This is a genomic window from Salibacterium qingdaonense (assembly GCF_900114715.1).
GTDB lineage: Bacteria > Bacillota > Bacilli > Bacillales > Marinococcaceae > Salibacterium > Salibacterium qingdaonense.
The window spans coordinates 39,674-60,595 of record NZ_FOTY01000007.1; the positions used below are offsets into that span (position 1 = coordinate 39,674).

General features: G+C 49.1%; 19 protein-coding genes. 5 read left to right on the top strand and 14 right to left on the bottom strand.

Annotated elements, in window-relative coordinates; all coding sequences use genetic code 11:
• The 7 genes from BM058_RS07770 to BM058_RS07800 form a co-directional block, all read right to left on the bottom strand.
• Positions 1–246 (bottom strand): type B 50S ribosomal protein L31, encoded by a 246-nt coding sequence (locus BM058_RS07770; RefSeq protein WP_090926466.1) that lies wholly within the window; start codon positions 244–246, stop codon positions 1–3.
• A gap of 167 nt (positions 247–413) precedes the next feature.
• On the bottom strand, positions 414–1,694 hold the full coding sequence (gene rho / locus BM058_RS07775) for a transcription termination factor Rho (RefSeq protein WP_090926467.1): 1,281 nt from the start codon (positions 1,692–1,694) through the stop codon (positions 414–416).
• Between the two features lie 293 nt (positions 1,695–1,987).
• Entirely contained in the window at positions 1,988–2,962 is a 975-nt protein-coding gene (glpX, locus tag BM058_RS07780) for a class II fructose-bisphosphatase (protein ID WP_090926468.1), read from the bottom strand.
• Positions 2,963–2,983: 21 nt separating this feature from the next.
• The gene (locus tag BM058_RS07785) at positions 2,984–4,270 is read right to left on the bottom strand and encodes a UDP-N-acetylglucosamine 1-carboxyvinyltransferase (protein ID WP_090926469.1); all 1,287 of its coding nucleotides are present in this window, start codon (positions 4,268–4,270) and stop codon (positions 2,984–2,986) included.
• A gap of 156 nt (positions 4,271–4,426) precedes the next feature.
• A complete protein-coding gene (gene fsa, locus BM058_RS07790) occupies positions 4,427–5,065 on the bottom strand; it encodes a fructose-6-phosphate aldolase (protein ID WP_090926470.1) in 639 nt (212 codons plus the stop codon).
• A 230-nt stretch (positions 5,066–5,295) separates the two neighbouring features.
• A complete protein-coding gene (fba, locus tag BM058_RS07795; RefSeq protein WP_090926471.1) occupies positions 5,296–6,159 on the bottom strand; it encodes a class II fructose-1,6-bisphosphate aldolase in 864 nt (287 codons plus the stop codon).
• Positions 6,160–6,405: 246 nt separating this feature from the next.
• Entirely contained in the window at positions 6,406–6,768 is a 363-nt protein-coding gene (locus BM058_RS07800; protein WP_090926472.1) for a response regulator, read from the bottom strand.
• 329 nt (positions 6,769–7,097) lie between these two features.
• Here BM058_RS07800 and BM058_RS07805 point away from each other — a divergent pair, with 329 nt between their 5' ends.
• Positions 7,098–7,616 carry a DUF2529 family protein gene (locus BM058_RS07805; RefSeq protein WP_090926473.1) on the top strand — a complete coding sequence of 173 codons (519 nt, stop codon included), beginning with the start codon at positions 7,098–7,100 and terminating at the stop codon, positions 7,614–7,616.
• Between the two features lie 336 nt (positions 7,617–7,952).
• On the opposite strand, the gene BM058_RS07810 is transcribed toward BM058_RS07805, so the two are convergent.
• Complete coding sequence (locus BM058_RS07810) at positions 7,953–9,554, bottom strand: CTP synthase (RefSeq protein WP_090926474.1); 1,602 nt, start codon at positions 9,552–9,554, stop codon at positions 7,953–7,955.
• 373 nt (positions 9,555–9,927) lie between these two features.
• On the bottom strand, positions 9,928–10,410 hold the full coding sequence (rpoE, locus tag BM058_RS07820) for a DNA-directed RNA polymerase subunit delta (RefSeq protein WP_177195470.1): 483 nt from the start codon (positions 10,408–10,410) through the stop codon (positions 9,928–9,930).
• A gap of 301 nt (positions 10,411–10,711) precedes the next feature.
• On the opposite strand from rpoE, the gene cls reads away from it, so the two are divergent.
• The gene (gene cls / locus BM058_RS07825; protein WP_090926477.1) at positions 10,712–11,911 is read left to right on the top strand and encodes a cardiolipin synthase; all 1,200 of its coding nucleotides are present in this window, start codon (positions 10,712–10,714) and stop codon (positions 11,909–11,911) included.
• Between the two features lie 7 nt (positions 11,912–11,918).
• On the opposite strand, the gene BM058_RS07830 is transcribed toward cls, so the two are convergent.
• The 5 genes from BM058_RS07830 to BM058_RS07850 all read right to left on the bottom strand — a co-directional run bounded on the left by BM058_RS07830 (position 11,919) and on the right by BM058_RS07850 (position 16,955).
• Positions 11,919–12,722 (bottom strand): alpha/beta hydrolase, encoded by an 804-nt coding sequence (locus BM058_RS07830; RefSeq protein ID WP_177195471.1) that lies wholly within the window; start codon positions 12,720–12,722, stop codon positions 11,919–11,921.
• Between the two features lie 20 nt (positions 12,723–12,742).
• Positions 12,743–12,922, bottom strand: a complete 180-nt coding sequence (locus BM058_RS07835; RefSeq protein WP_090926479.1) for a XapX domain-containing protein — start codon at positions 12,920–12,922, stop codon at positions 12,743–12,745.
• A 470-nt stretch (positions 12,923–13,392) separates the two neighbouring features.
• A complete protein-coding gene (gene argS / locus BM058_RS07840) occupies positions 13,393–15,063 on the bottom strand; it encodes an arginine--tRNA ligase (RefSeq protein ID WP_090926480.1) in 1,671 nt (556 codons plus the stop codon).
• A 5-nt stretch (positions 15,064–15,068) separates the two neighbouring features.
• The gene (locus tag BM058_RS07845) at positions 15,069–15,506 is read right to left on the bottom strand and encodes a DUF1934 domain-containing protein (RefSeq protein ID WP_090926481.1); all 438 of its coding nucleotides are present in this window, start codon (positions 15,504–15,506) and stop codon (positions 15,069–15,071) included.
• A 465-nt stretch (positions 15,507–15,971) separates the two neighbouring features.
• Complete coding sequence (locus BM058_RS07850; RefSeq protein ID WP_090926482.1) at positions 15,972–16,955, bottom strand: cyclodeaminase; 984 nt, start codon at positions 16,953–16,955, stop codon at positions 15,972–15,974.
• A gap of 179 nt (positions 16,956–17,134) precedes the next feature.
• Between BM058_RS07850 and BM058_RS07855 the strand changes: the two genes are divergently transcribed.
• From BM058_RS07855 to BM058_RS18185, 3 genes are all read left to right on the top strand, one after another.
• Positions 17,135–18,166, top strand: a complete 1,032-nt coding sequence (locus BM058_RS07855; RefSeq protein ID WP_090926483.1) for an S-layer homology domain-containing protein — start codon at positions 17,135–17,137, stop codon at positions 18,164–18,166.
• 210 nt (positions 18,167–18,376) lie between these two features.
• Positions 18,377–19,360 carry an aldo/keto reductase gene (locus tag BM058_RS07860; RefSeq protein WP_090926554.1) on the top strand — a complete coding sequence of 328 codons (984 nt, stop codon included), beginning with the start codon at positions 18,377–18,379 and terminating at the stop codon, positions 19,358–19,360.
• A gap of 485 nt (positions 19,361–19,845) precedes the next feature.
• Positions 19,846–20,922: hypothetical protein (locus BM058_RS18185; RefSeq protein WP_218151894.1), on the top strand; the 1,077-nt coding region annotated here is incomplete at its 3' end.

The window sequence follows — 20,922 nt, forward strand, 5'->3', positions numbered from 1 at the left end:
TTAGTCGAGGTTGTATTTCTTCTTGAAACGGTCGATACGGCCGCCGGTGTCCGCGAGCTTCTGCTTACCGGTATAGAAAGGGTGGGAGTCGGAGCTGATCTCCACTTTCAAAAGCGGATACGTGTTGCCGTCTTCCCATTCAATCGTTTCCTCGGACGATTTGGTGGAACCGCTCAAGAATTTAAATCCTGTGCTTGAATCCATAAATACGACTTTGTGGAATTCCGGATGGATGTCCTGCTTCATTTGTTTTCACTCCTTTTGCTCTGGTGGTGAAAATGCTGCGGCATGCATGGTTTTGAACCGAACCTGCGCGCAGCATGTATATTACTTTCCCATCAGCGATTGATGTCACACATAACGGGATTATAACAAGTCCGCTGTGATTTTTCAACTATTTCTCTATGATCCGGTCAGCTGCGCCGGTTCGTTGTCCGGCCTTTCTGCTTGTCCTTTTCAAGATCTTCGAAAAACTCGTCATTGGTCTTCGTTTGTTTAACTTTGCGGATGAAATGATCCAGAAAGTCCGGGGAATCGTTCATCGTTTTCCGCATGGCCCACAAGTTCTCAAGGTGCTCTTTGGAAAGAAGCAGTTCTTCTTTTCTTGTGCTGGAACGGCGGATATCGATGGCCGGGAAAATGCGGCGTTCCGCAAGACGGCGGTCCAGATGCAGTTCCATGTTACCGGTTCCCTTGAATTCTTCATAAATAACGTCGTCCATCCGGGAACCCGTTTCCACAAGGGCGGTCGCGAGAATCGTCAGGCTCCCGCCTTCTTCAATGTTACGCGCCGCTCCGAAAAACCGTTTCGGACGGTGCAGGGCTGCAGGATCAATACCGCCGGACAGTGTACGACCGCTCGGTGGAATGACAAGGTTGTAGGCACGGGCCAAACGGGTGATGCTGTCCATTAGAATAACAACATCCTTCTTCTGCTCCACAAGACGCATTGCCCGTTCAAGAACCAGTTCCGACACTTTGATATGGTTTTCCGGTACTTCATCGAACGTGGAACTGGCAATATCGCCGTCCACCGACCGTTCGATATCGGTCACCTCTTCCGGGCGTTCATCAATCAGAAGTACGATTAATTCCGTTTCGGGATGGTTTTCGGTGATGCTGTTCGCGACTTCTTTTAAGAGAGAGGTCTTCCCGGCTTTCGGCTGGGCGACAATCAGCCCGCGCTGCCCGAAACCGACCGGTGTAACCATATCCATAATCCGCGTACCGGCCCGTCCCGGTTTGTTCTCAAGGTTCATACGCTCCTGCGGATACAAAGGAGTGAGCGCCGGAAAGTGCGGGCGTTCTTTTGATGCATCGGGATCGTCCCCATTCACAGCCTCGACCATCAACAGGCCGTGGTACCGTTCCGAATCTTTCGGCGGACGGACCTTGCCGGATACTTTATCACCATTTCGCAGATCAAAACGGCGGATCTGGGAGGCGGAAATATAAATGTCTTCCGAGCTCGGCAGATAATTAATCGGCCGCAGGAAACCATATCCTTCCGTCTGAATAATTTCAAGAATTCCTTCCATGAACATATAACCGTCTTTTTCCGCCTGTCCTTTGAGAATGGCAAAAATCAATTCGCGCTTTGTCAGCTTGCTGTAGTAGGATACTTTATACTCTTTAGCCAGCGCATAAAGCTCTTTCAGCGTTTTATTCTCCAGTTCTGCTAAATTTACACTCAATCATCGTCACCACTTTTCTGCATAGTCAAATACACATTTTTCTATACTATGTTCGTTTCTATGAAAAAACAGAGTTGGGATTTTTATAGGATAATTATCGGTTCGGGGTGGAAAATGGCGGTTTCCGCTTGGAAATGCTGGTAAAAATCTTCAGGTGGGGAGATTGTATATACTATCTTTCTATTTTTCCCGTCTAACGTATATTGTAAACACGTTTATACAAGAATAGCAACAATGAATTCAAAAGACAGCAGCACATGGTGCTGTGCTGCTGCCCCGTTTTCTTCCTTTTTTCAGTCTGCTTTTTTTATGACAAATCCAGGCTTTTTCTCTATGTTATGTTTGCCGTCCACAAATCTCACAGTTCCTGAACGCGCCCGCATAACAAGCGTCTGGGTGGTGGCGCTTGTTCCCTTGTAGTGGATGCCTTTCAAAAGACCGCCGTCTGTCACGCCGGTGGCAGCGAAGATAGCGTCATCTCCGGAAACCATGTCTTCCATGTACAGAACTCGTGACACGTCATCGATGCCCATCTCTTCGCACCGTTTCTTCTCCTCATCGTCTTTTGGAAGCAGCAATCCCTGCTGTTCTCCGCCCAGACATTTAAGGCCGACAGCAGAAAGAACACCCTCCGGGGCACCTCCCGAACCGAGCAGAATATCAATTCCGGTTTCATCGAAGGCTGTGTTGATGGCAGCAGCCACATCGCCTTCCTGAATAAACTTGATCCTTGCGCCTGCATCCCGCACTTCCTGGATGAGGGACGTGTGACGCTCGCGGTTGAGCATCGTGACAACAACATCCCCTACGTCTTTGCCTTTGGCCCCCGCCACCGCTTTCAAGTTATCGAGAACAGACGCTTTAATATCAATAACTCCGACAGCATCCGGACCGACGGCGATTTTGTGCATATACATGTCTGGAGCATTCAACAGACATCCCTGGTCAGCTATGGCAATGACGGTGAGCGCATTTTCCATACCGTTTGCAACGATATTGGTTCCTTCTAAAGGGTCCACCGCCACATCCACCCGGGGACCGAATCCGGTGCCGAGTTTTTCCCCTATGTAAAGCATCGGCGCCTCATCTTTCTCGCCTTCACCGATCACGACCGTGCCTTTCATCGGGATCGTATCAAACACATCCCGCATTGTGCTTGTGGCTGCATCGTCTGCCTCTTCTTTTTTTCCGAGCCCCATCCAACGCGCTGATGATAATGCAGCGGCTTCGGTTACCCGTACCAGTTCAATGGATAAACTTCTCTCCAATTCGTTCCCCTCCCATTTGCTTTACGAACTTTTTACCTGCTGTATTTCGCTTGACGTCAGTTCTTCTCTCCAAACTCTCGCTCCAAGATCAAGAAGTTTTTCTTCCAGATCTTCATAACCCCGGTCAATATGTTCCAGACCAGTGATTTCTGTTACCCCTTCAGCCATCAGTCCGGCTACGACGAGAGCGGCTCCTGCACGGAGATCGCTTGCTTTTACTTTTGCGCCCTGCAGCGAAGACCTGCCGTTAATAATCGCAGAGCGTCCTTCCACTTTAACGTCGGCGCCCATACGGTTCAGTTCATCAACATGCCGGAAACGGGCATTGTAGATGGTATCAGTTACGACACTTGTGCCGCCTGCCCTCGTCAAAAGTGCCGTGACCGGCTGCTGCAGATCTGTAGCAAAACCGGGGTATACAAGGGTTTTGATATCAACACTGGTGATCTCAGACGGCGTTGCTATTCTGACCTGTTCATCGGCCGTTTCAATGCTTACACCCATTTCCCGGAGCTTTGCCATGAGCGACTCAAGGTGATCGGGAATGACATTGTTCATCATCACTTCTCTGCCCATCGCCGCCGAAGCAATCATATAGGTTCCCGCTTCGATCCGGTCCGGTATAATGGAGTGCACGCAGCCATTCAGCTGTTCCACCCCGTCGATCCGGATAATATCGGTGCCGACTCCTTTGATTTTGGCGCCCATGCTGGAGAGTATCGTAGCTACATCAATGATTTCGGGTTCTTTAGCGGCATTTTCGATGGTTGTTCGTCCTTCAGCTTTTACGGCGGCAAGCATAATATTAATGGTCGCTCCTACACTTACGACATCAAGGTAGATGCGGGCACCGGTTAATCTTTCTGCGTGAAGGTAAATAGCCCCCTGTTCATTCGTTACTTTGGCACCGAGAGCTTCAAATCCTTTAATATGCTGATCAATCGGGCGCGGACCAAGATTGCATCCTCCTGGAAGACCGATGACCGCCTGTTTAAATTTGCCCAGCATCGCTCCCATCATGTAATAGGAAGCGCGAAGAGACTTTACTCTTCCGTTGGGAAGCGGCGTCGGGACAATACTGGAGGGGTCAATGTCCATTTTCGATCCATCATACGAGACGGACCCTCCAATATCTTCAAGCAGGGAAGCCAGTGTTTCCACGTCGGAAATCGTCGGAAGGTTTTCGATGGATACGACGGAATCAGCCAGTACAGCCGCAGGAATTAGAGCTACTGCACTGTTTTTGGCACCGCTGATATGTATGCTGCCGTGTAAGGGATGTCCTCCTTCAATCATCAACTTCTGCATGCGTATCTCACTTCCTCGTCTTCGTTCTTGGGATGTTCTTTTTATCTGTTAAGAGGGATAATTTCAGTATAGACAGCCGGGAAGGGAGATAGACCCTCCCGGCTGTTTTTGATTTTTCCAAAAACAAGGGTTTCATATTTTCCGGTGGAGTCAGGGTCAGCGGTTCTCCCAGTCATTCAGGAATTTTTCGATTCCCTGATCTGTCAGTGGATGCTTGAAGAGCTGGCGTATCACCTTGAGCGGCAGGGTGGCAACATCCGCCCCTCTTGCTGCCGACTCCGATACGTGCATAGGATGACGGATGGAGGCGGCAAGAATTTCTGTATCAATATCGTGTTCGTCAAAAATTTCAGCAATTTCACTGATCAGGTCAAGGCCGTTGTGACCGATGTCATCCAACCGGCCCAGAAATGGAGAAACATAGGACGCTCCGGCTCTGGCAGCCAGAAGGGCCTGGACGGAAGAAAAGACGAGCGTGACGTTGGTTTTAATGTTTTCTTCGGTAAAGACTTTTACCGCCTTCATTCCTTCCTCGGTCATCGGGACTTTCACGGTGATATTCGGTGCAATTTGCGCGAGTTCTCTTCCTTCGGCGAGCATTCCGTCGGCCTGGGTGGAAATCACTTCGGCACTGACCGAACCTTTTACGAGTGAGGTAATTTCTTTCAAACGCTCCTGAAAGTCAGCTCCTTCTTTTGCCACCAGGCTTGGATTGGTTGTCACCCCGGCAAGGATACCCAGTTCGTGGGCTTCCTTTATTTCGTCCATGTTGGCTGAATCAATAAAAAATTTCATATTTCCGCCTCCTCCTTGATAGTTATCTTAAAAGAAAAGTGCCGGCATCCTGAATAATAGAAGTTCAACTAAGATCCTCACGTTCTGTGAGCCTCCGAGCGGCTGAATGCTGCGCCGGATTCTTAAACACACTCATTGGTATGCTTTCCTGTCTGCTAAATGAAAGAGTTAACAGGTGCAGCCCGGTCCGGTCTGCACTCTATTAACTCTTTTCCCTTCACGACCCTGCGTTACACCCGGTTGGACGAACCGAATTCACGCATTTTCGCTTTTACGGTATCTTTGACGGCATCACGTGCCGGCCCCATGTATTTACGGGGATCATAAAGGTCCGGCTTTTCTTCAAGGGCTTTGCGTACGGAAGCAGCAGAGGAAATCTGGCTTTCTGTGTTAACGTTAATCTTAGCGTGCCCAAAACCAATCGCTTTCTGCACGTCTTCAGCAGGAATTCCCGTTCCGCCGTGAAGCACGAGCGGCACACCAACAGCGCTGTCCATTTCCTTCATGCGGTCGAAACCAAGGTTGGGTTCTGCTTTGTACGGACCATGCACAGAACCAAGAGCCGGCGCAAAACAGTCCACCCCTGTTTCTTTTACAAGCTTACTGCACTCAGACGGAACTGCATATGTTTCTTCTGCCTCTTCCACGGCCACATCGTCTTCCTGCCCGCCGACCCGGCCAAGTTCTGCTTCAACAGACACACCAACAGCATGGGCAGCGTCCACCACCTGTCTGGTCAGGGCAATGTTGTCTTCAAGTGGATTATTCGAACCATCAATCATCACGGATGTGAAACCGGCACGAAGGGCTTCCATGCATTTTTCGAAACTGGAACCGTGATCCAGGTGAACCGCCACGGGCACCGTAATATTGTGGGCTTCCATGAAAGTCTTCACCATGTCCACCACCGGTTTAAAACCGCTCATATAACGGGCTGCTCCTTCAGAGACTCCGCAGATAACCGGCGAACGTTCTTCTTCGGCCGCCTGCAGAACTGCCTGAATAAATTCCATGTTGTTCAGATTGAACTGACCCACGGCATATTGATTGGCTTTTGCTTCATTCAGCATCTCTTTCATAGATACAAGCGGCATACTTACCCTCCTTGCGGCTTACGTCGTGACAGAATGGATGAAAAAGACTGTTTGCAGCACACTTTGAAAAAACGGCAGTTGTTTTGCCCCGCTATGTAACAAAGTATCGTGTCTTCCACTATCTCTGGATTGTTTTCTGCTTCATTATAGCACATTATGAAAGTTTTTCACCCATCCGTCCGGGAAAAGTTGCGGTGAAGCGTGCCATAACACACTGTCACGCTGTTTTGTTTCAGTTTACGGAACTCAGGTCAGGTATTTCTGAATTTCTTCTCTTATCTGATTGATATCAAATGGTTTGGAAATATACGAAGAAGCACCCAGCCGCTCGGCCTCCTGCATCATGCTCAGCTCCCCGTACGCGGTCATAAGTATCACAGATGCGCCGGGGGCCAGCCCGCGTTCCGAGCGTTTCCTCAGAATTTCAACCCCGTCCATTCCGGGAATTTTCATATCAAGCAGCACGAGATCGGGATGTTCATGTTCAAGCAGTTCAAGAGCCGTACTGCCGTTCGAGGCTTCCAGAATATCATGCCCTTCTTTCTGAAGTATTTCCTGCAGCAGCACTCTTATGCCGTATTGATCATCCACAATTAATATTTTATTCAAACCGGTTCCCCTTCTTTCTCTATGCAGTACGCTCCATACCGACTATTTCCAAGTGGTCAAGAAAAGCGCAAGCACCCTGAAACAGCGGAAGCTCGGGTGAAAATCAACACCCGGGACAGGGCGTGACATGGAACGACTGCTGTTTTTGAGAGAACCTCTCCCCGTAAAGCAGATTCTTTCTACTCAGGATGCCCCGCGCTTTTCTTCATTCGTTGTTATTGTTACCCCTTCCATATCCACCCTCTGATTTCCTTCTTTTGCTGTCTTTTTTACACAAACACGAATCTACTTTACGATAGAATCAGTACTTAAGGAAAGGCGGGAGCCATGTGAAAGTATTTGCTACACAGCTGCAGGGAGCTTTTCAGCATATTTTATCAGAGGATGAAGCGATAGAAAATGGAGCCAGACTTCTCGCGCAGGGACCGGCAGGAACCGGACGGCTTTTGATCGGCGGAACATCGTCCATGGAAGGGAGCGCTTTAACTCTGGCGCAGCATCCGGATGCCCCGCCGCAGACAGCGTTTGTGCCTCTTGAAGAATTGGGAAAGGTGGAAATGGACGACCGGGTGCTGCTTCTGGCCGGAAATGAGGAAAAGGATGCGCTGCTGACCGCCGCCGGCAGACTGCTGGAGCAGGAGATTCCGTTTGTCGTAACAGCTCCGTTTGCTGCAGAAGACAGCGGCCTGGAACTGGAACCGACAGACGTGTGGCTGCAGACCCACGTGAAAGGCGGCATCGTACCCGGAGAAGGCGGCCTGCGGATGGGGGATCCTTCCGCGCTGTGTGCTCTATTCGCAGGACAGCTTCTCTTTTTGAACATCATAGAAATGCTCGACGAATTCTAAGGCTTTATCAGCGGGGAGATATCCCTGTTTTCCAATCGCCAGAAAAATGAAAGGGGAAAACTGTTTTCACAACGACTGTGGACACTGGCAGATGGAAATGGAAGATTAGTGTCCTCCAAACGAAGTTTCATGAACACTACGGCTCTGAAACGCGGACTTAGTGGCTGCCGGCAGTCACCCGGAACTACTAATTCTTTGCTCCAGCATAATAGTGTCTCCGAAATTACTCCCTGAGGACACTAATGGCACTACTCCGGGCTTGTAGTTTCCCCATACAGCCTGTCACCCAAAAAAGGAGCTGTCCCTTGAAACACGGGACAGCTCCTTTTTATCTATTTATTGATGTTCGATGGATGCTTGAATGAATTCGCGGAACAATGGCTGTGGTCTGGTCGGGCGGGACACAAATTCAGGGTGGAACTGCGAAGCAACAAAGTACGGATGATCCGTGAGCTCGATAATCTCCACGAGTCTGCCGTCCGGGCTTGTCCCGCTGAAAATGAATCCTGCTGCTTCCATAGCATCACGGTAAGTGTTGTTAAATTCGTAACGGTGGCGGTGGCGTTCGTACACCACTTCCTCTCCATATGCTTTCTTAGCGACGGTGTTTTCCCGCAGTTTGCACGGGTACAAGCCGAGCCGCAGGGTTCCGCCCATATCTTCCACTTCTTTTTGTTCCGGCAGAAGATCAATGACCGGGTCCTTTGTATCCGGATCAAGTTCTGCCGAACCAGCCTCCGTCAGCCCCACAACGTTACGGGCAAATTCCACAGAGGCAAGCTGCATGCCCAGACAAAGCCCAAGATAAGGAATATTGTTTTCTCTGGCGTACTGGATAGCCGTCAGTTTACCTTCTATGCCGCGGTCACCGAATCCTCCGGGCACAAGAATGCCGTCTGCTTCTTTCAGCTTTTCCACAATGTTAGCTGGTGTCACTTCTTCCGAGTTAATCCACTGAATATCCACATAGGAGTCAAAAGCATACCCCGCGTGTTTCAACGATTCTGCCACAGAGAGATAGGCATCAGGAAGCGATACATATTTTCCGACAAGAGCAATGGTCACCCGGCCGGAGAGATTCTGCACCTTTTCGACCAGCATTTTCCATTCTTCCATGTCAGCCGGACCGCCGCCAAGTTTCAGATAATCGCAAACAATCTGGTCCATCTTCTGACGCTGGAGATCAATCGGAATCTGATACAATGTATCGGCGTCCGAACATTCAATCACAGCGTCTTTATGAATATCACAGAAGAGCGCGATTTTCTCTTTCATTTCCTGTGGCACGGCGCTTTCAGTCCGGACCACAATTACATTTGGCTGAATCCCAAGGCTGCGGAGTTCTTTCACGCTGTGCTGGGTCGGCTTTGACTTCAGCTCACCAGCTGCGGAAAGGTGGGGAATCAACGTACAGTGAATATACATGGCATTTTCTACGCCGACGTCACTTTTAATCTGCCGGATGGCTTCGAGAAAAGGCAGACTTTCAATATCGCCGACGGTACCGCCGATTTCAGTAATAACGACGTCTGCTCCGGTTTCACGTCCGGCCCGGTACACCCGCTCAATGATTTCGTTGGTCACGTGCGGAATGACCTGGACCGTCCCGCCGAGATAGTCTCCCCGGCGTTCTTTACGGATAACCGATGAATATACTTTCCCTGTCGTTACGTTGCTGTTTTGATTCAGGTTAATGTCAATGAAACGTTCATAATGGCCTAAATCAAGGTCCGTTTCCGCACCGTCATCGGTCACGAACACTTCTCCGTGCTGGTACGGACTCATCGTTCCGGGATCGACATTAATATACGGATCGAACTTCTGGATCGTCACCCCGTAACCACGGTTTTTTAGAAGACGGCCCAGCGAAGCGGCGGTAATTCCTTTCCCAAGCGATGACACAACTCCTCCGGTTACGAAGATATATTTAACTGCCATGCCTTCATCTACTCCTTTTTTATTTAATTGCACGAGCCGGCTGCTCTTCAGAAAAGTACAAGGCGTCCGCCTGTTTAAAATGAGCTTCTATGAAGAGCGTACACGTTCTGTGGCGGGCGCTGAAACTGGATCCGGCATACGTCGGTATTTGTGCTCTTCCTAACTATAAAAAAAACAAAAGTGACACCAATCCCGGGGAGGGGGCGCACTTTCGTTTCGTTTCATTTATGGAATCCTTATTATATATCTGTTTAAGCCCAAAAATGATTTTACCGAGCCTTATTTTAAAAGTCAAGCATCAATATGAGAGGAACCTCTACGGAAACCGTGCACGTCCTGGACCGGGCACAGAATCCGCTGCACCCTATGGAAATCAGTAGGAATCATCATCTTCCGGTTCTTCCGGTTCTTCCCTTTCAAATCCGTCCAGCGGTTTCGTTTTTTCTTCGTCTTCCGCATTCTCTTCCTGGGAGAGTTCATCGAGTTCATCTTCAATATCTTCAAAGTTATCATCAAAGTCTTCCTCGAACTCATCGGCAGGTTCTTGATTTTTCTTCGTATCTTCCATCTTCACAGTCGTACTTAAATCTTCATCGGACTGGTCCAGCGGGTACCATCCGCGCAGGCCCCAGTGATTCTCTCCCAGATGAACAAAACGCCCATCAAGATTCATGGAGGTGAACAGTTTTGTCTGCCGGTTTTTTGTTTCTTCGGAACTCAAGTCTTTCAATTCAGCAATCCGGTTCATCAAACTTCCATATTCATATGGTTTTTTTTCATCTTCCAGCAGAATATGAGCCAGTTCTATCGCAGACATTTCTTCCACTTCTTCTTCATTATAATCAGAAATACTCAAGGACCGCACACTCCTTTTTTTCCACAAAGTATTCATGTCCTTCGGGGAACTGTCCACTCAGACATTCTCCCGACTTGGAAACAGACTCCGTTTAAGTTATCCGTTCTTCAAAATCATACTTTTCATTATAAACATATTTGCAGTATTTATGCCAGCATTTTTCGATGGATTCGCACTCTGTTTCTACATGCAGCGGAAAGTTTTTTTGTATCCTGATTCTAGAACAGCTCCGTTTCGGATATTCTAGGAGGTACAGCGAACCCTCTAACAGTAGCAAAGGGAGTGTCAGGAGGACTCTTTCATGATCTGGATAATATCAGGAACCACCGCACTGCTGCTGGGTGCAGGATGGTGTCTGCTTGATTTTGCCTGCGGCAGAAAACAGCACCATAAAGAACGCAGTAGTGTGCTTTATCCGCGCCGGTCGGGACAGGTAACGTGCTATAAGGAGGGTGGAACCTTCTTCCAGGATTATTTTGAAGATATAAAGCAGGCGGAAGAGTCCATCTACATTCTTTTTTACGTCTTCCGTCATGACAGCATTGGCAGTCAGCTGATTGATCTGCTCTGCCGGAAAGCAGAAGCGGGTGTCCCTGTCCATGTCATGCTCGACCGTATCAGCAGCGGCATAACCCGCAAAGGTGTGAAAAAGCTTAGGAAAGCAGGAGTACATTTCACATACAGCCAGCCGGTTTCTCTGCCTTTCTTGTTCTATTCACTGCAGCGGCGTAACCACCGCAAAATCACGGTGATTGATGGAGAAATCGGGTACACGGGCGGTTTCAACGTAGGAGATGAATATATTGGGCGTGACCCGGAATTTGGATACTGGCGTGATTTTCACCTTCGTATTAAAGGAGACGGGGTGCAGGATTTAACGCGCCAGTTCATCGCGGACTGGCACCGGGAACATCCGGAAGATGATTTTTCCTCCGACAAAAACCCGGAGCCTCTTCCAAAAGGAGATACCACTTTCCGCTTTCTGGCAACGGATGGAGACAAGGTACAGAACACCTTTCTTCATATGATCCGCCGGGCCCGTTCCCGCATTTATATTGCGACTCCTTATTTTATCCCGGGTTCCACTCTTCAGGAAGCGCTGCTTGAAGCGGCCGGACGAGACGTTGTCATCACAATTATTCTTCCTGCTAAACGGGATCACCCTCTTGTTCAGGAAGCGTCCTGGTCTTACCTTGAGCCTTTAATCCATGCAGGGGTCAGCGTGTATCATTTCAACGACGGTTTTTTTCATGCGAAGGCTGTGCTGATTGATGAACAGTGCTGCGATATCGGCAGCGCTAATTTTGATCAACGGAGTTTTCACCTGAATCTCGAAATGAATACGCTGATTGAAGATAAAACGTTCATCGAATACATCAGAAATATGTTGGAAAAAGACATGCGGCACTCTACCCTCCTGCGCCTTGAGGATGTTAAGAAGCGGCCGTTTTCAGTGCGTATCAAAGAAAAAGCCGCTCATCTGCTGAAACCGTTGTTGTAGCGGGCCGTCATGTCAACGTTTTGAAGGGTACACCTCCCTGTTCGAGCTGCCGGGCGAACTGTGCCACCGCGGCATTGTAGGAGGCGGGTTGAAGGGTTGGGATCTGGTGGCCTACGCCATGGACCATTACAATATCTTTCGGTGCCTGAACCGCGTATTTGTAAAACATGTACTGGTAGTAATGAACATACCAGTCTCTGGAGCCGTACAAAAGAAGAAGCGGCCGGCTGAGGGAAGGGAGTCCCGCTGTACAGGAGTAATGCAGTCCGGACTCGTACAAGGAGTGGACGAGTGGAGCGGAACTTCTTTTCACCGCAGCGGCTATTCGTTCACGGTGTTCCGCCTGCGCCGCATTTCCTATAGAAAGCATACCGGCGAGCAGCCCCATCCATCCTTTTTCCGTAATCCACATTCCGATTTCAAATTCTCTGTGAAGCAGCGTGGTGCGCACTTCCGGAAACCCTCCTGCCAGTGCTGCCCCCGCGGTCCGCTCCGGCCAACGGAGTGCGAATTCCAGCGCAACCGAACCACCGCTTGAATAACCGCACAGAAGAACCCGGTCCAGCCCGAGCACATCAGCCAGATTATGCAGATCCTCCGCCCATTCGGAAATAGTAAGCGTCTCCCTGCCGGCTTGGCTGAAACCGTGGCCCCTGGCATCCATCAGAACCACCTTGAAATCATGGGCGAGTCTTCGTTGATGATAAAAAGCCGCGCTGCCCATTGCCGGAGGATGGATGAAAAAAATCGGCAGTCCCTCTCCCTTTACCTCGTAATGCAGCTTGTGTCCCTGTGAGATGAAAAATGGCATGTCTGTCCTCTCTCCTTTGATCAGCTCCCTCCGCTCTGCAGCCAGGTTTGAATGAGATGGAATATTTTCCATCCAAGAAAAATACCGACAATACCCAGTATTCCGGGCAGAGCGGGCGGAGCTGGAATTGGCAGGCGTACGAGAGCAAATAAAAAGCCAACGCCCAGTCCTGTAAAAAGGGATAATAATGCTTCCTGCATTCGTACCACACCTTTCTTTATACTATGCATCAACGCTTTCGGGCTTATTCCCGGTTTCTAATCCTGGTTAACGCGCGTAGGAGTAGATTTTCCAAATGGATAATGCGGTCGGCGGAGACGGGGTGCTGGTTTCTGCCTCGATCCGGACCAGACAAGACCACCGCGCAACGGCTGGGGTGGTGTCGGCATTTCTTGTTCGATGTTCCGCATTTCTCGATTGTTTCGCTCGTTTCTCGATTGATTCTCGCGTGAATTGGGTTTTTCTCGATCGACTTTCCCCATTTCTCGATCGATTCTCCGGATTTCTCGACTAATTCTCCCGATTTCTGCTTCACACCTTTCCGACCGGCGATGCCTTCCTTACAATCGGTATAACGCAGATTTTTGCCCATTCCTGTCTGCCGACATAAAAAAACTTCCGAACGATTCCACGGAAGGAATCATTCGGAAGTTTTTGACCCGTGGCAGGGTTACATTCTTTCAGGAGCCTGTACCCCGATCAGAGCCATGGCGTTCTGAAGGGTGATCTGGGCGGCTTTGACGAGTTTCAGACGGGCCTGTGTTTTGGCGGCGTCTTCGGCATCCACTACGCGCTCTGCGTTGTAGAAGCTGTGGAAGGCTGCGGCGAGTTCGTGCGCGTAATTGGTCATCCGGTGCGGCGCGTATTTATCCGCAGCAATGGCGACCGCTTCCGGGAACTCGCCGATTTTTTTCAGCAGATCGTACTCTTTCTCCGAAGCAATCGGCGTCAGATCGGCGTCCGGATCGTACTCATACCCTTTTTCCTCCGCCTGTCTGAAAATACTGCACAGACGCGCGTGCGCATATTGGACGTAGTAAACCGGATTTTCATTGGATTCGGACTTGGCGAGCGTTAAATCAAAATCCATATGGGTGTCGGAACTCCTCATCGCGAAAAAGTATCTCGTCGCATCGATCCCGACTTCTTCCATTAGGTCTTTCAGCGTCACGGCTTTGCCTGTGCGCTTGCTCATCTTCACCCGTTCGCCGTTCTCATACAGGTTCACCATCTGAATGATACGGGTATCAAGCTGCTCCTTATCATAACCAAGTGCCTGCACCGCTGCTTCCATTCTCGGAATGTAGCCGTGATGATCGGCTCCCCAGACATTGATGACTTTTTCAAAACCGCGCTCAAACTTATTCTGGTGATACGCAATATCAGGCAGAAGATACGTATAGGTGTTGTCATTTTTGACAAGTACTCTGTCTTTGTCATCTCCGTAATTGGTGGATTTAAACCAGACGGCGTTATCTGCTTCATATACTTCCCCGCGCTCCTCCAGAAGCTGCAGGGCTTCTTCCACTTTCCCACTTTCATACAATGATGTTTCAGAATACCATACGTCAAACTCGACCCGGTAATCCAGCAGATCCTGTTTCAGTTTCTCCATTTCCCGTTTCAATCCGTATTCCCGGAAAAAGGCAAGCCGCTCTTCGCGCGCTGTTTCAACAAAAGCGTCCCCGTGCTCAGCGGCGAGTTCTTCGCCGAACTGTTTAATATCAGCACCGCGGTAGCCCTCTTCAGGCATTGTCGTCTCTTTTCCGAGGGCTTCCAGATAACGGGCTTCCACCGAGTAGGCGAGATTATTGATCTGATTGCCGGCATCGTTGATGTAATACTCCCGTGTCACATCATAGCCTGCGGTTTCGAGGATGCTGCTGAGCGCATCCCCGACAGCCGCGCCGCGGGCATGTCCAAGGTGCAGATCTCCTGTCGGGTTAGCGGAAACGAATTCCACCTGGACTTTCTTTTTACCGCCGACATCTGTTTTTCCGTAGTCCTGTCCGGATGAAAGCACTGCCGGAATGACCTGGCGCAGATAACTGTGATCGAGGAAGAAATTAATAAATCCCGGTCCGGCAATCTCCATCTTTTCAACAGAGGCTTTCGATGTATCCATGGCTCCGGTAATATCTTCTGCAATCAGCTTTGGCGCTTTTTTTGCTGTTTTGGCCAGCTGCATCGCAAGGTTCGTGGCAAAGTCGCCGTGTTCTTTGTCCTTTGGTGTTTCCATCACCACTTCCGGCAGTTCTTCTTTGGACACGAGCCCTGCTTTTACAGCGGCGGCTGCGGTTTCCTGTTTTAATTGTTCCTTGATCTGTTCGACGACGTTCATAACCGTTACGTATCCTCCTCAATCGATATAGTGACTTCATACCGCCCGGCAGAAGCCCCCTGCAGCTTAAGATCATAGCCGAACTGAATGCGGCCGGTGCTGCCGCTGTCCGCCCACATGACAGCAACCTGATGGGTGTCCGCTTCGGTGGTAAAAGTACCAAATGGTGTTTCATAGCTTCCTTCGGTTCGTTCTCCACGTAAGTAACGTTGACGCATGGATACCGATCCGGACCGTAGTACCGTAATCTCCCGTCCTCCCACCTTTAAGACAGTAGAAACTTCACCAATGTCGTCCAGATTTTCCGTGAACGACACAAACGTGAAATTCTGCTTTTGGTAGACTTCACCTTTCGCCTCCAGGTTCACCTGTTCCTTTTCCCCCTGCTGCCTGATGTTGGTGGTCATTTTGACATCCACCGGCGTCTTCAGTGCATCGGTCATTCTACCGCTCCCCTTTTAGATCATGGATTTTTCGGGTCCCTGTGTTTCTCCGTATACAAAGTGTAGCGATTCCTTTTGTCACATGCAAGATAAAGACAGGCCTACGCTGTCATGATATGTACCGGTCTGCATGATTATGACTTTATTGTACGGAAAATTAGATCGATGAAGACACCTGCCGGACTGACTTCTTTCTATTATACATGAATCACAGTCATTCTGAATCCCTTTTTCTGTATGGCGGCACGTGCCGCTTGGATTTGATCACGCTGCGGGTTACTTTGTACTCCTTTTCGGTGAAAAGTGACCCTTAGATGTGGACTAAGCGTCACAATGACGGTGAATCGTTGAAAAAGGGACGCTTAGAACATGTTTAACCTTCACAATCGGAAAAAAATAATATGATTGTGCATCTTAGAAGGAAAAGAGCTGCCCCGTTTCATGGAACAGCTCTTCTCCTTCTATCTAACCTTCAAATGTCGTTCCCTTTCCTGCGTCGATAAGGCTGTGCCGCGCGTATACGGCGATGGCAGTGTCCTGAACGCCGGTGCCGGTCAAGTCACAGAACGTCACATCCTCCTCAGATGTCCTTCCCCCGGCATGACCAAGAGACAGTGCTCCGAGTTCCACCGTATCCGTGTTTTCCTGAATAACTCCTGCTTCCAGTGCATGATGATGTTCACCAAGCTTAAAAACCTGGGCTTTGGCATCACAAGCGAGCACATCTACCGTTCCGAGTACTTCCGGGGCCACCTCGTTCTTTTCTTCGGCATCGGATCCCATAGCAGTAATATGGAGGCCGGGATGAAGCCATTCTTTTTGAATGATTGGTTCTTTGGCAGGCGTTGTTGTTACGACCGCATCACTGTTTCGTACTACCTCTTCCGGGCTCTTGGCTGCTTTCACCTCCACCCCGAGCTCCTTTTGCATGTCATCGATATATTGCTGTACCCGTTCTGACTTCCTCCCGTACACGAGCACCTGATTCAGCTTCCGGACGAGCTGCAGGGCACGAATCTGGTACCGCGCCTGGGTGCCGGTTCCGATCACACCCGCTGTTTTCACCGTTTCCGGGGCAAGGTGCGCTGCTGCGATTCCTCCGGCCGCCGCCGTGCGGACATCGGTCAGATAGCCATTGTCCTGCAGGATGGAATCGGTAAACCCTGTATCTGTACGGAGCAGAAGCATCATGCCGCTGAGGCTGGGGAGCCCTTTGTCTGCATTGTTGAAAAAACCAGATGACATTTTCAGTGCAAACAAATCCATGCCTTTCACGTAAGCTGTTTTCACATCCACTTCTCCGTTGTGTTCGGGGATATCGACGCGCAGAACCGGCGGCATCGTCACCTCCCCCTGCTCCAGTTTCTGAAACCCTTCTTCCACCAGCTCCAGTGCTTTCTTGTTTATATCCACCACCTGGCGGATATCACGTTCAGAAAAGATATGCATCGCAGTACGCTCCTTTCACCTTTTATGTGTACTATCCCTCTCAAGCGCGCATGATTAAACCTTTTTTCGCAGCAGAAAGAAAAAGGATACCGTTTTGCAACCTTCCTTCTTCCGGTTTCGTCAAATAGATAGAAGGAAATAGACAGAAAGATGAAGATCATTCAAGAAAGAGGTGGATCATGATGAAATTCTGGAAGAAGGCAGGGCTGTCCTGCATCACCGCATTCTTTATGACGACAGGCATGGTATCTGCAAATGAAGACTTTTCCGATGTCCATTCGGACTTTTGGGCGGAGAATGAAATAACGTTCCTTGCCGGTGAAGGGGTGATCAGCGGTTATCCGAACGGAGAGTTCCGGCCCGGAAACGAAGTCACACGTTCCCAGGCAGCACTTATGATTGCCGCGTCCCTGAATCTTGATACCGGAGACCGTCCGAGTCCCGGCTTTGAAGATGTAGATGAATCCAGTCATGCGTATGAAGCCATTGCGGCTGTTGCGGATGAAGGAATTATAAATGGAGACGATGGGGCGTTTATGCCGAATGATCCCTTAACTAGAGGGCAGATGGCAGCGGTGCTCACCAGAGCATATAACCTGAATGCAGACCGTACGGTGGACTTTGCGGATATAGAGGAAGATTATATTTTCTATCATGATATCCAGGCCCTGGCCGGTGCCGATATTGCGACAGGCTACGCCGAAGACAACACGTTCCGTCCGGGAGAGCCAACGACAAGAGCCCAGTTCTCGGTATTTACCGCAAGAGCCATGAACGAAGAATACAGACCGGAACCAGTGGAAACCCCTTCCCTGGCATTCTTCCAGGGTCATATAACAGAGGCGGAAGCAGCTATTGAAGATGTGATGTACAACGAATGGGAAAAATCTTTCGAGAACGACGAACCAAAAGTACCGTTTGAGGAGATTGAAGACACCTTCCATACCTATTATACAGAAGAACTGACAACACAGATGTGGAAGCCATTTTATCAGGACGGTCTCGATGACTACGGGCCGGCACTCGCTCAGGTTTTTCCATTCCGTAGTATGGAAGGCATATCGTTTGAATCCCGAAGCGCAAATGAAGTGGTCATCAGTGGTACCGAACCGGAAACCGAGCTGAACAATCAGGCGACGTATTACGAGTACACCCTGGTGCATGAAAACGGCACCTGGTTGATCTCAGACATGGAAGGTACGCCGCAGTAATTATAATGGCATGCTTTGCGGTTTCGCTCGATTCCGACACCGTTTCGCCTGTTTTAGATAGTATTTCGCTCGATTTCGACAAAAGAACGCCTGCTATCGACAGTATTCCGCTCGAATCAGACATTGTTTCATCTTCGTAGATGCTCGACGAAGAATCATGTACAATGGTGAAAGCGCTTTTTATTCAAAGAACAAGGTGGTGCATAGATGATGAAATACCGGCAGCTTGGAAATACAGACCTGAATGTAAGTGAAATCAGCTTCGGCACATGGGCGATAGGCGGTGCCTGGGGCGCAACTAATGACACGGAAGCTTTAAAAGGACTGGAACGGGCGATGGAAGCCGGCGTGAATTTTTTTGATACCGCGGACGTGTACGGAGACGGCCGCAGTGAAGAACTTCTCGCTAAAGCAACAAAAGGGCGCGAAGATGAGATTCATATTGCAAGCAAATTCTGCCGCGCCGGGGATATCGATGACCCTGCCACTTACTCGGAGGAAAACGTGCGGGCCTGGCTCGAAAACAGCCTGCGCCGCCTTGGCCGGGAACGGCTCGATCTCTACCAGATCCACTGCCCGCCGAAACATATCCTCGAAGACGGCAGGGTGTTTGAGGTGCTGGATAAGCTGCAGCAGGAGGGAAAAATCCGTCATTACGGCGTCAGTGTGGAAACGGTCGAGGAAGGCCTGATCTGCCTGGATCAGCCGAATGTCCGGGCCCTGCAGGTCATCTTTAATATTTTCCGCCAGAAACCTCTTGAGGAACTTCTTCCGAAAGCCAAACAGCAGGGCGTCGGCATCCTGACCAGGGTTCCGCTTGCAAGCGGCCTGTTGACCGGCAAATTCACGGCGGGCAGCACGTTTGCCGAAGACGACCACCGGAACTTCAACCGGGAAGGGAAAGCCTTCAATGTAGGAGAAACATTTGCCGGCCTTCCTTTTGAAAAAGGGGTCGAACTCAGCCGGTCCCTCGAGTGGATCGCAAAAGGACGCGGATCTATGACCAGAGGAGCATTAAAATGGATTCTCGAGCACGAGGAAGTAACGTGCGTAATTCCAGGGTTTAAATCAGTAGAACAGGTGGAGGACAACCTGCAGGCTGAAGACAGTGCCTCCTACACCGAAGAAGAAATGCAGAAGCTCCGCAGAATGTATGAAGAGGATGTGCTGCCTTTTATTAAAGGCAATTACTAGGAAACGAAATAGCACTCGTTTGGCAGCGGACTATGTTTACGCACAGGCATCCGCTTTAAACTCAGCTTTGAAAAGAGAGAAATAAAAATTCAGAAAAGATAAAGACAGAATCATCAATAGAAATGATTGAAAAACTCCGAACGATTCATTGAAGAATCGTTCGGAGTTTTTGTTCTGCGTTCTGCAGACTCGCCGGATTCCCTCGTGCATCAGGTTACCTGTGATATTCGATTGTCCACCCTTCCTATTCTCTTTTATCCCAGCCCTTTATTTTCGTTCTTTATATTGTACAAAAATAAAGAATATAAATGTATAACTAAGATATTTCAATCAATAACGAGTATTTAAGATATATTCGTTCGTTATAAAGAATATCGGAGAAATTTGAGGTTTTTCATTTTAGGAATGTAGTTATATACTGTATGTACAAATTCGTTATAAAGAACAAACAAAACCTTTAAAAAGAACGCGAACGAGGGGGATTGATGTTGGAAAAGAGAAATATCGTCATAAAAAGACGCCGAAGAGAAAAGCGGAAAAACCAAGCCGCCTTTTCTCTTGCAGCCGGCTTGTTTCTATTAGGTACGACCCCCTTTTATGTTGGAAATACATTCGGACAATTTCACACTCAGGATGACCGCGCAGCTAATGTCAAAGCTTGCGAGGTTTTTCCAGGACATGTACAGGAATTGATGAATGACATCAAACATCAAGTTACTCAAATGAATGCACTGTGGCAAACGCTGCCCGCGGTTACCCTGCAGATGGAGACACTCCCCTCTTCAGGTAAGGATGTTAACTCCGCCGACCAGCTTCGTCATCTTGCAAACGACATGAACAACCAACTCAGAAGCCTTCGGGATTCAAAGACAGAAAGAAAAAGAGATATTAAAGAAACAGAATCGATATCCAGGGAATTAGTGGAAGAATCCAGAAATCTTTATACTCTTTTCAGTCATTTACAAGAAACAACAGATATCGATGCCATTTATTGTCTGGATAATGACGGGGATTATAACATCCAGAAAATAGAAACCGGTATAGCAGAACTTCAGTTACATCATCAAAATATCACCAGATTACTTGAATACTTCAATAACATTGATCAGGAAACCTTGCTTCCAGAGAACATAGATAATATTTTACCTCATTTTGAAAAGCAAATAACCAAACAAACTTCGCAAAGAACAGAAACCATTACACAGGATATCAGCAGGATCGATAGGAAAATAGACCATGTAAAACAAGAAAGGCAGGCTGCGTTAGAAGCTGCTGAACGAATCGAGCAGAAAGAAAAAGAACGTCAGGAGAAGTTAGAAAAAGAGAAAGAAGAAGCAAAAAAAGAGGATCCATCGGAAAGTGGAAAAGAGGAGAACAACAAGGAGTCAGGCAAACCGAACGCCGGCGGGAACGATGATAATGCTGATTCGGACGAGCCATCTTCCGAGTCCGGGGAGGATTCCCCCGGCTCAGGGAACGACTCCGCACCGGACGATGACTCCGGCAGCGGCGACCAGGATAGCAGCGACGAGACCGGAGACAATGAGACTCCTGCCGAGTCC

Coding starts and splice junctions, on each gene's coding strand:
- BM058_RS07770 (WP_090926466.1), bottom strand. CDS start 246: ATGAAGCAGGACATCCATCCGGAATTCCACAAAGTCGTATTTATGGAT.
- BM058_RS07785 (WP_090926469.1), bottom strand. CDS start 4,270: ATGCAGAAGTTGATGATTGAAGGAGGACATCCCTTACACGGCAGCATA.
- fsa (WP_090926470.1), bottom strand. CDS start 5,065: ATGAAATTTTTTATTGATTCAGCCAACATGGACGAAATAAAGGAAGCC.
- fba (WP_090926471.1), bottom strand. CDS start 6,159: ATGCCGCTTGTATCTATGAAAGAGATGCTGAATGAAGCAAAAGCCAAT.
- BM058_RS07810 (WP_090926474.1), bottom strand. CDS start 9,554: ATGGCAGTTAAATATATCTTCGTAACCGGAGGAGTTGTGTCATCGCTT.
- cls (WP_090926477.1), top strand. CDS start 10,712: ATGATCTGGATAATATCAGGAACCACCGCACTGCTGCTGGGTGCAGGA.
- BM058_RS07830 (WP_177195471.1), bottom strand. CDS start 12,722: ATGCCATTTTTCATCTCACAGGGACACAAGCTGCATTACGAGGTAAAG.
- BM058_RS07835 (WP_090926479.1), bottom strand. CDS start 12,922: ATGCAGGAAGCATTATTATCCCTTTTTACAGGACTGGGCGTTGGCTTT.
- argS (WP_090926480.1), bottom strand. CDS start 15,063: ATGAACGTCGTCGAACAGATCAAGGAACAATTAAAACAGGAAACCGCA.
- BM058_RS07845 (WP_090926481.1), bottom strand. CDS start 15,506: ATGACCGATGCACTGAAGACGCCGGTGGATGTCAAAATGACCACCAAC.
- BM058_RS07850 (WP_090926482.1), bottom strand. CDS start 16,955: ATGCATATCTTTTCTGAACGTGATATCCGCCAGGTGGTGGATATAAAC.
- BM058_RS07855 (WP_090926483.1), top strand. CDS start 17,135: ATGATGAAATTCTGGAAGAAGGCAGGGCTGTCCTGCATCACCGCATTC.
- BM058_RS07860 (WP_090926554.1), top strand. CDS start 18,377: ATGAAATACCGGCAGCTTGGAAATACAGACCTGAATGTAAGTGAAATC.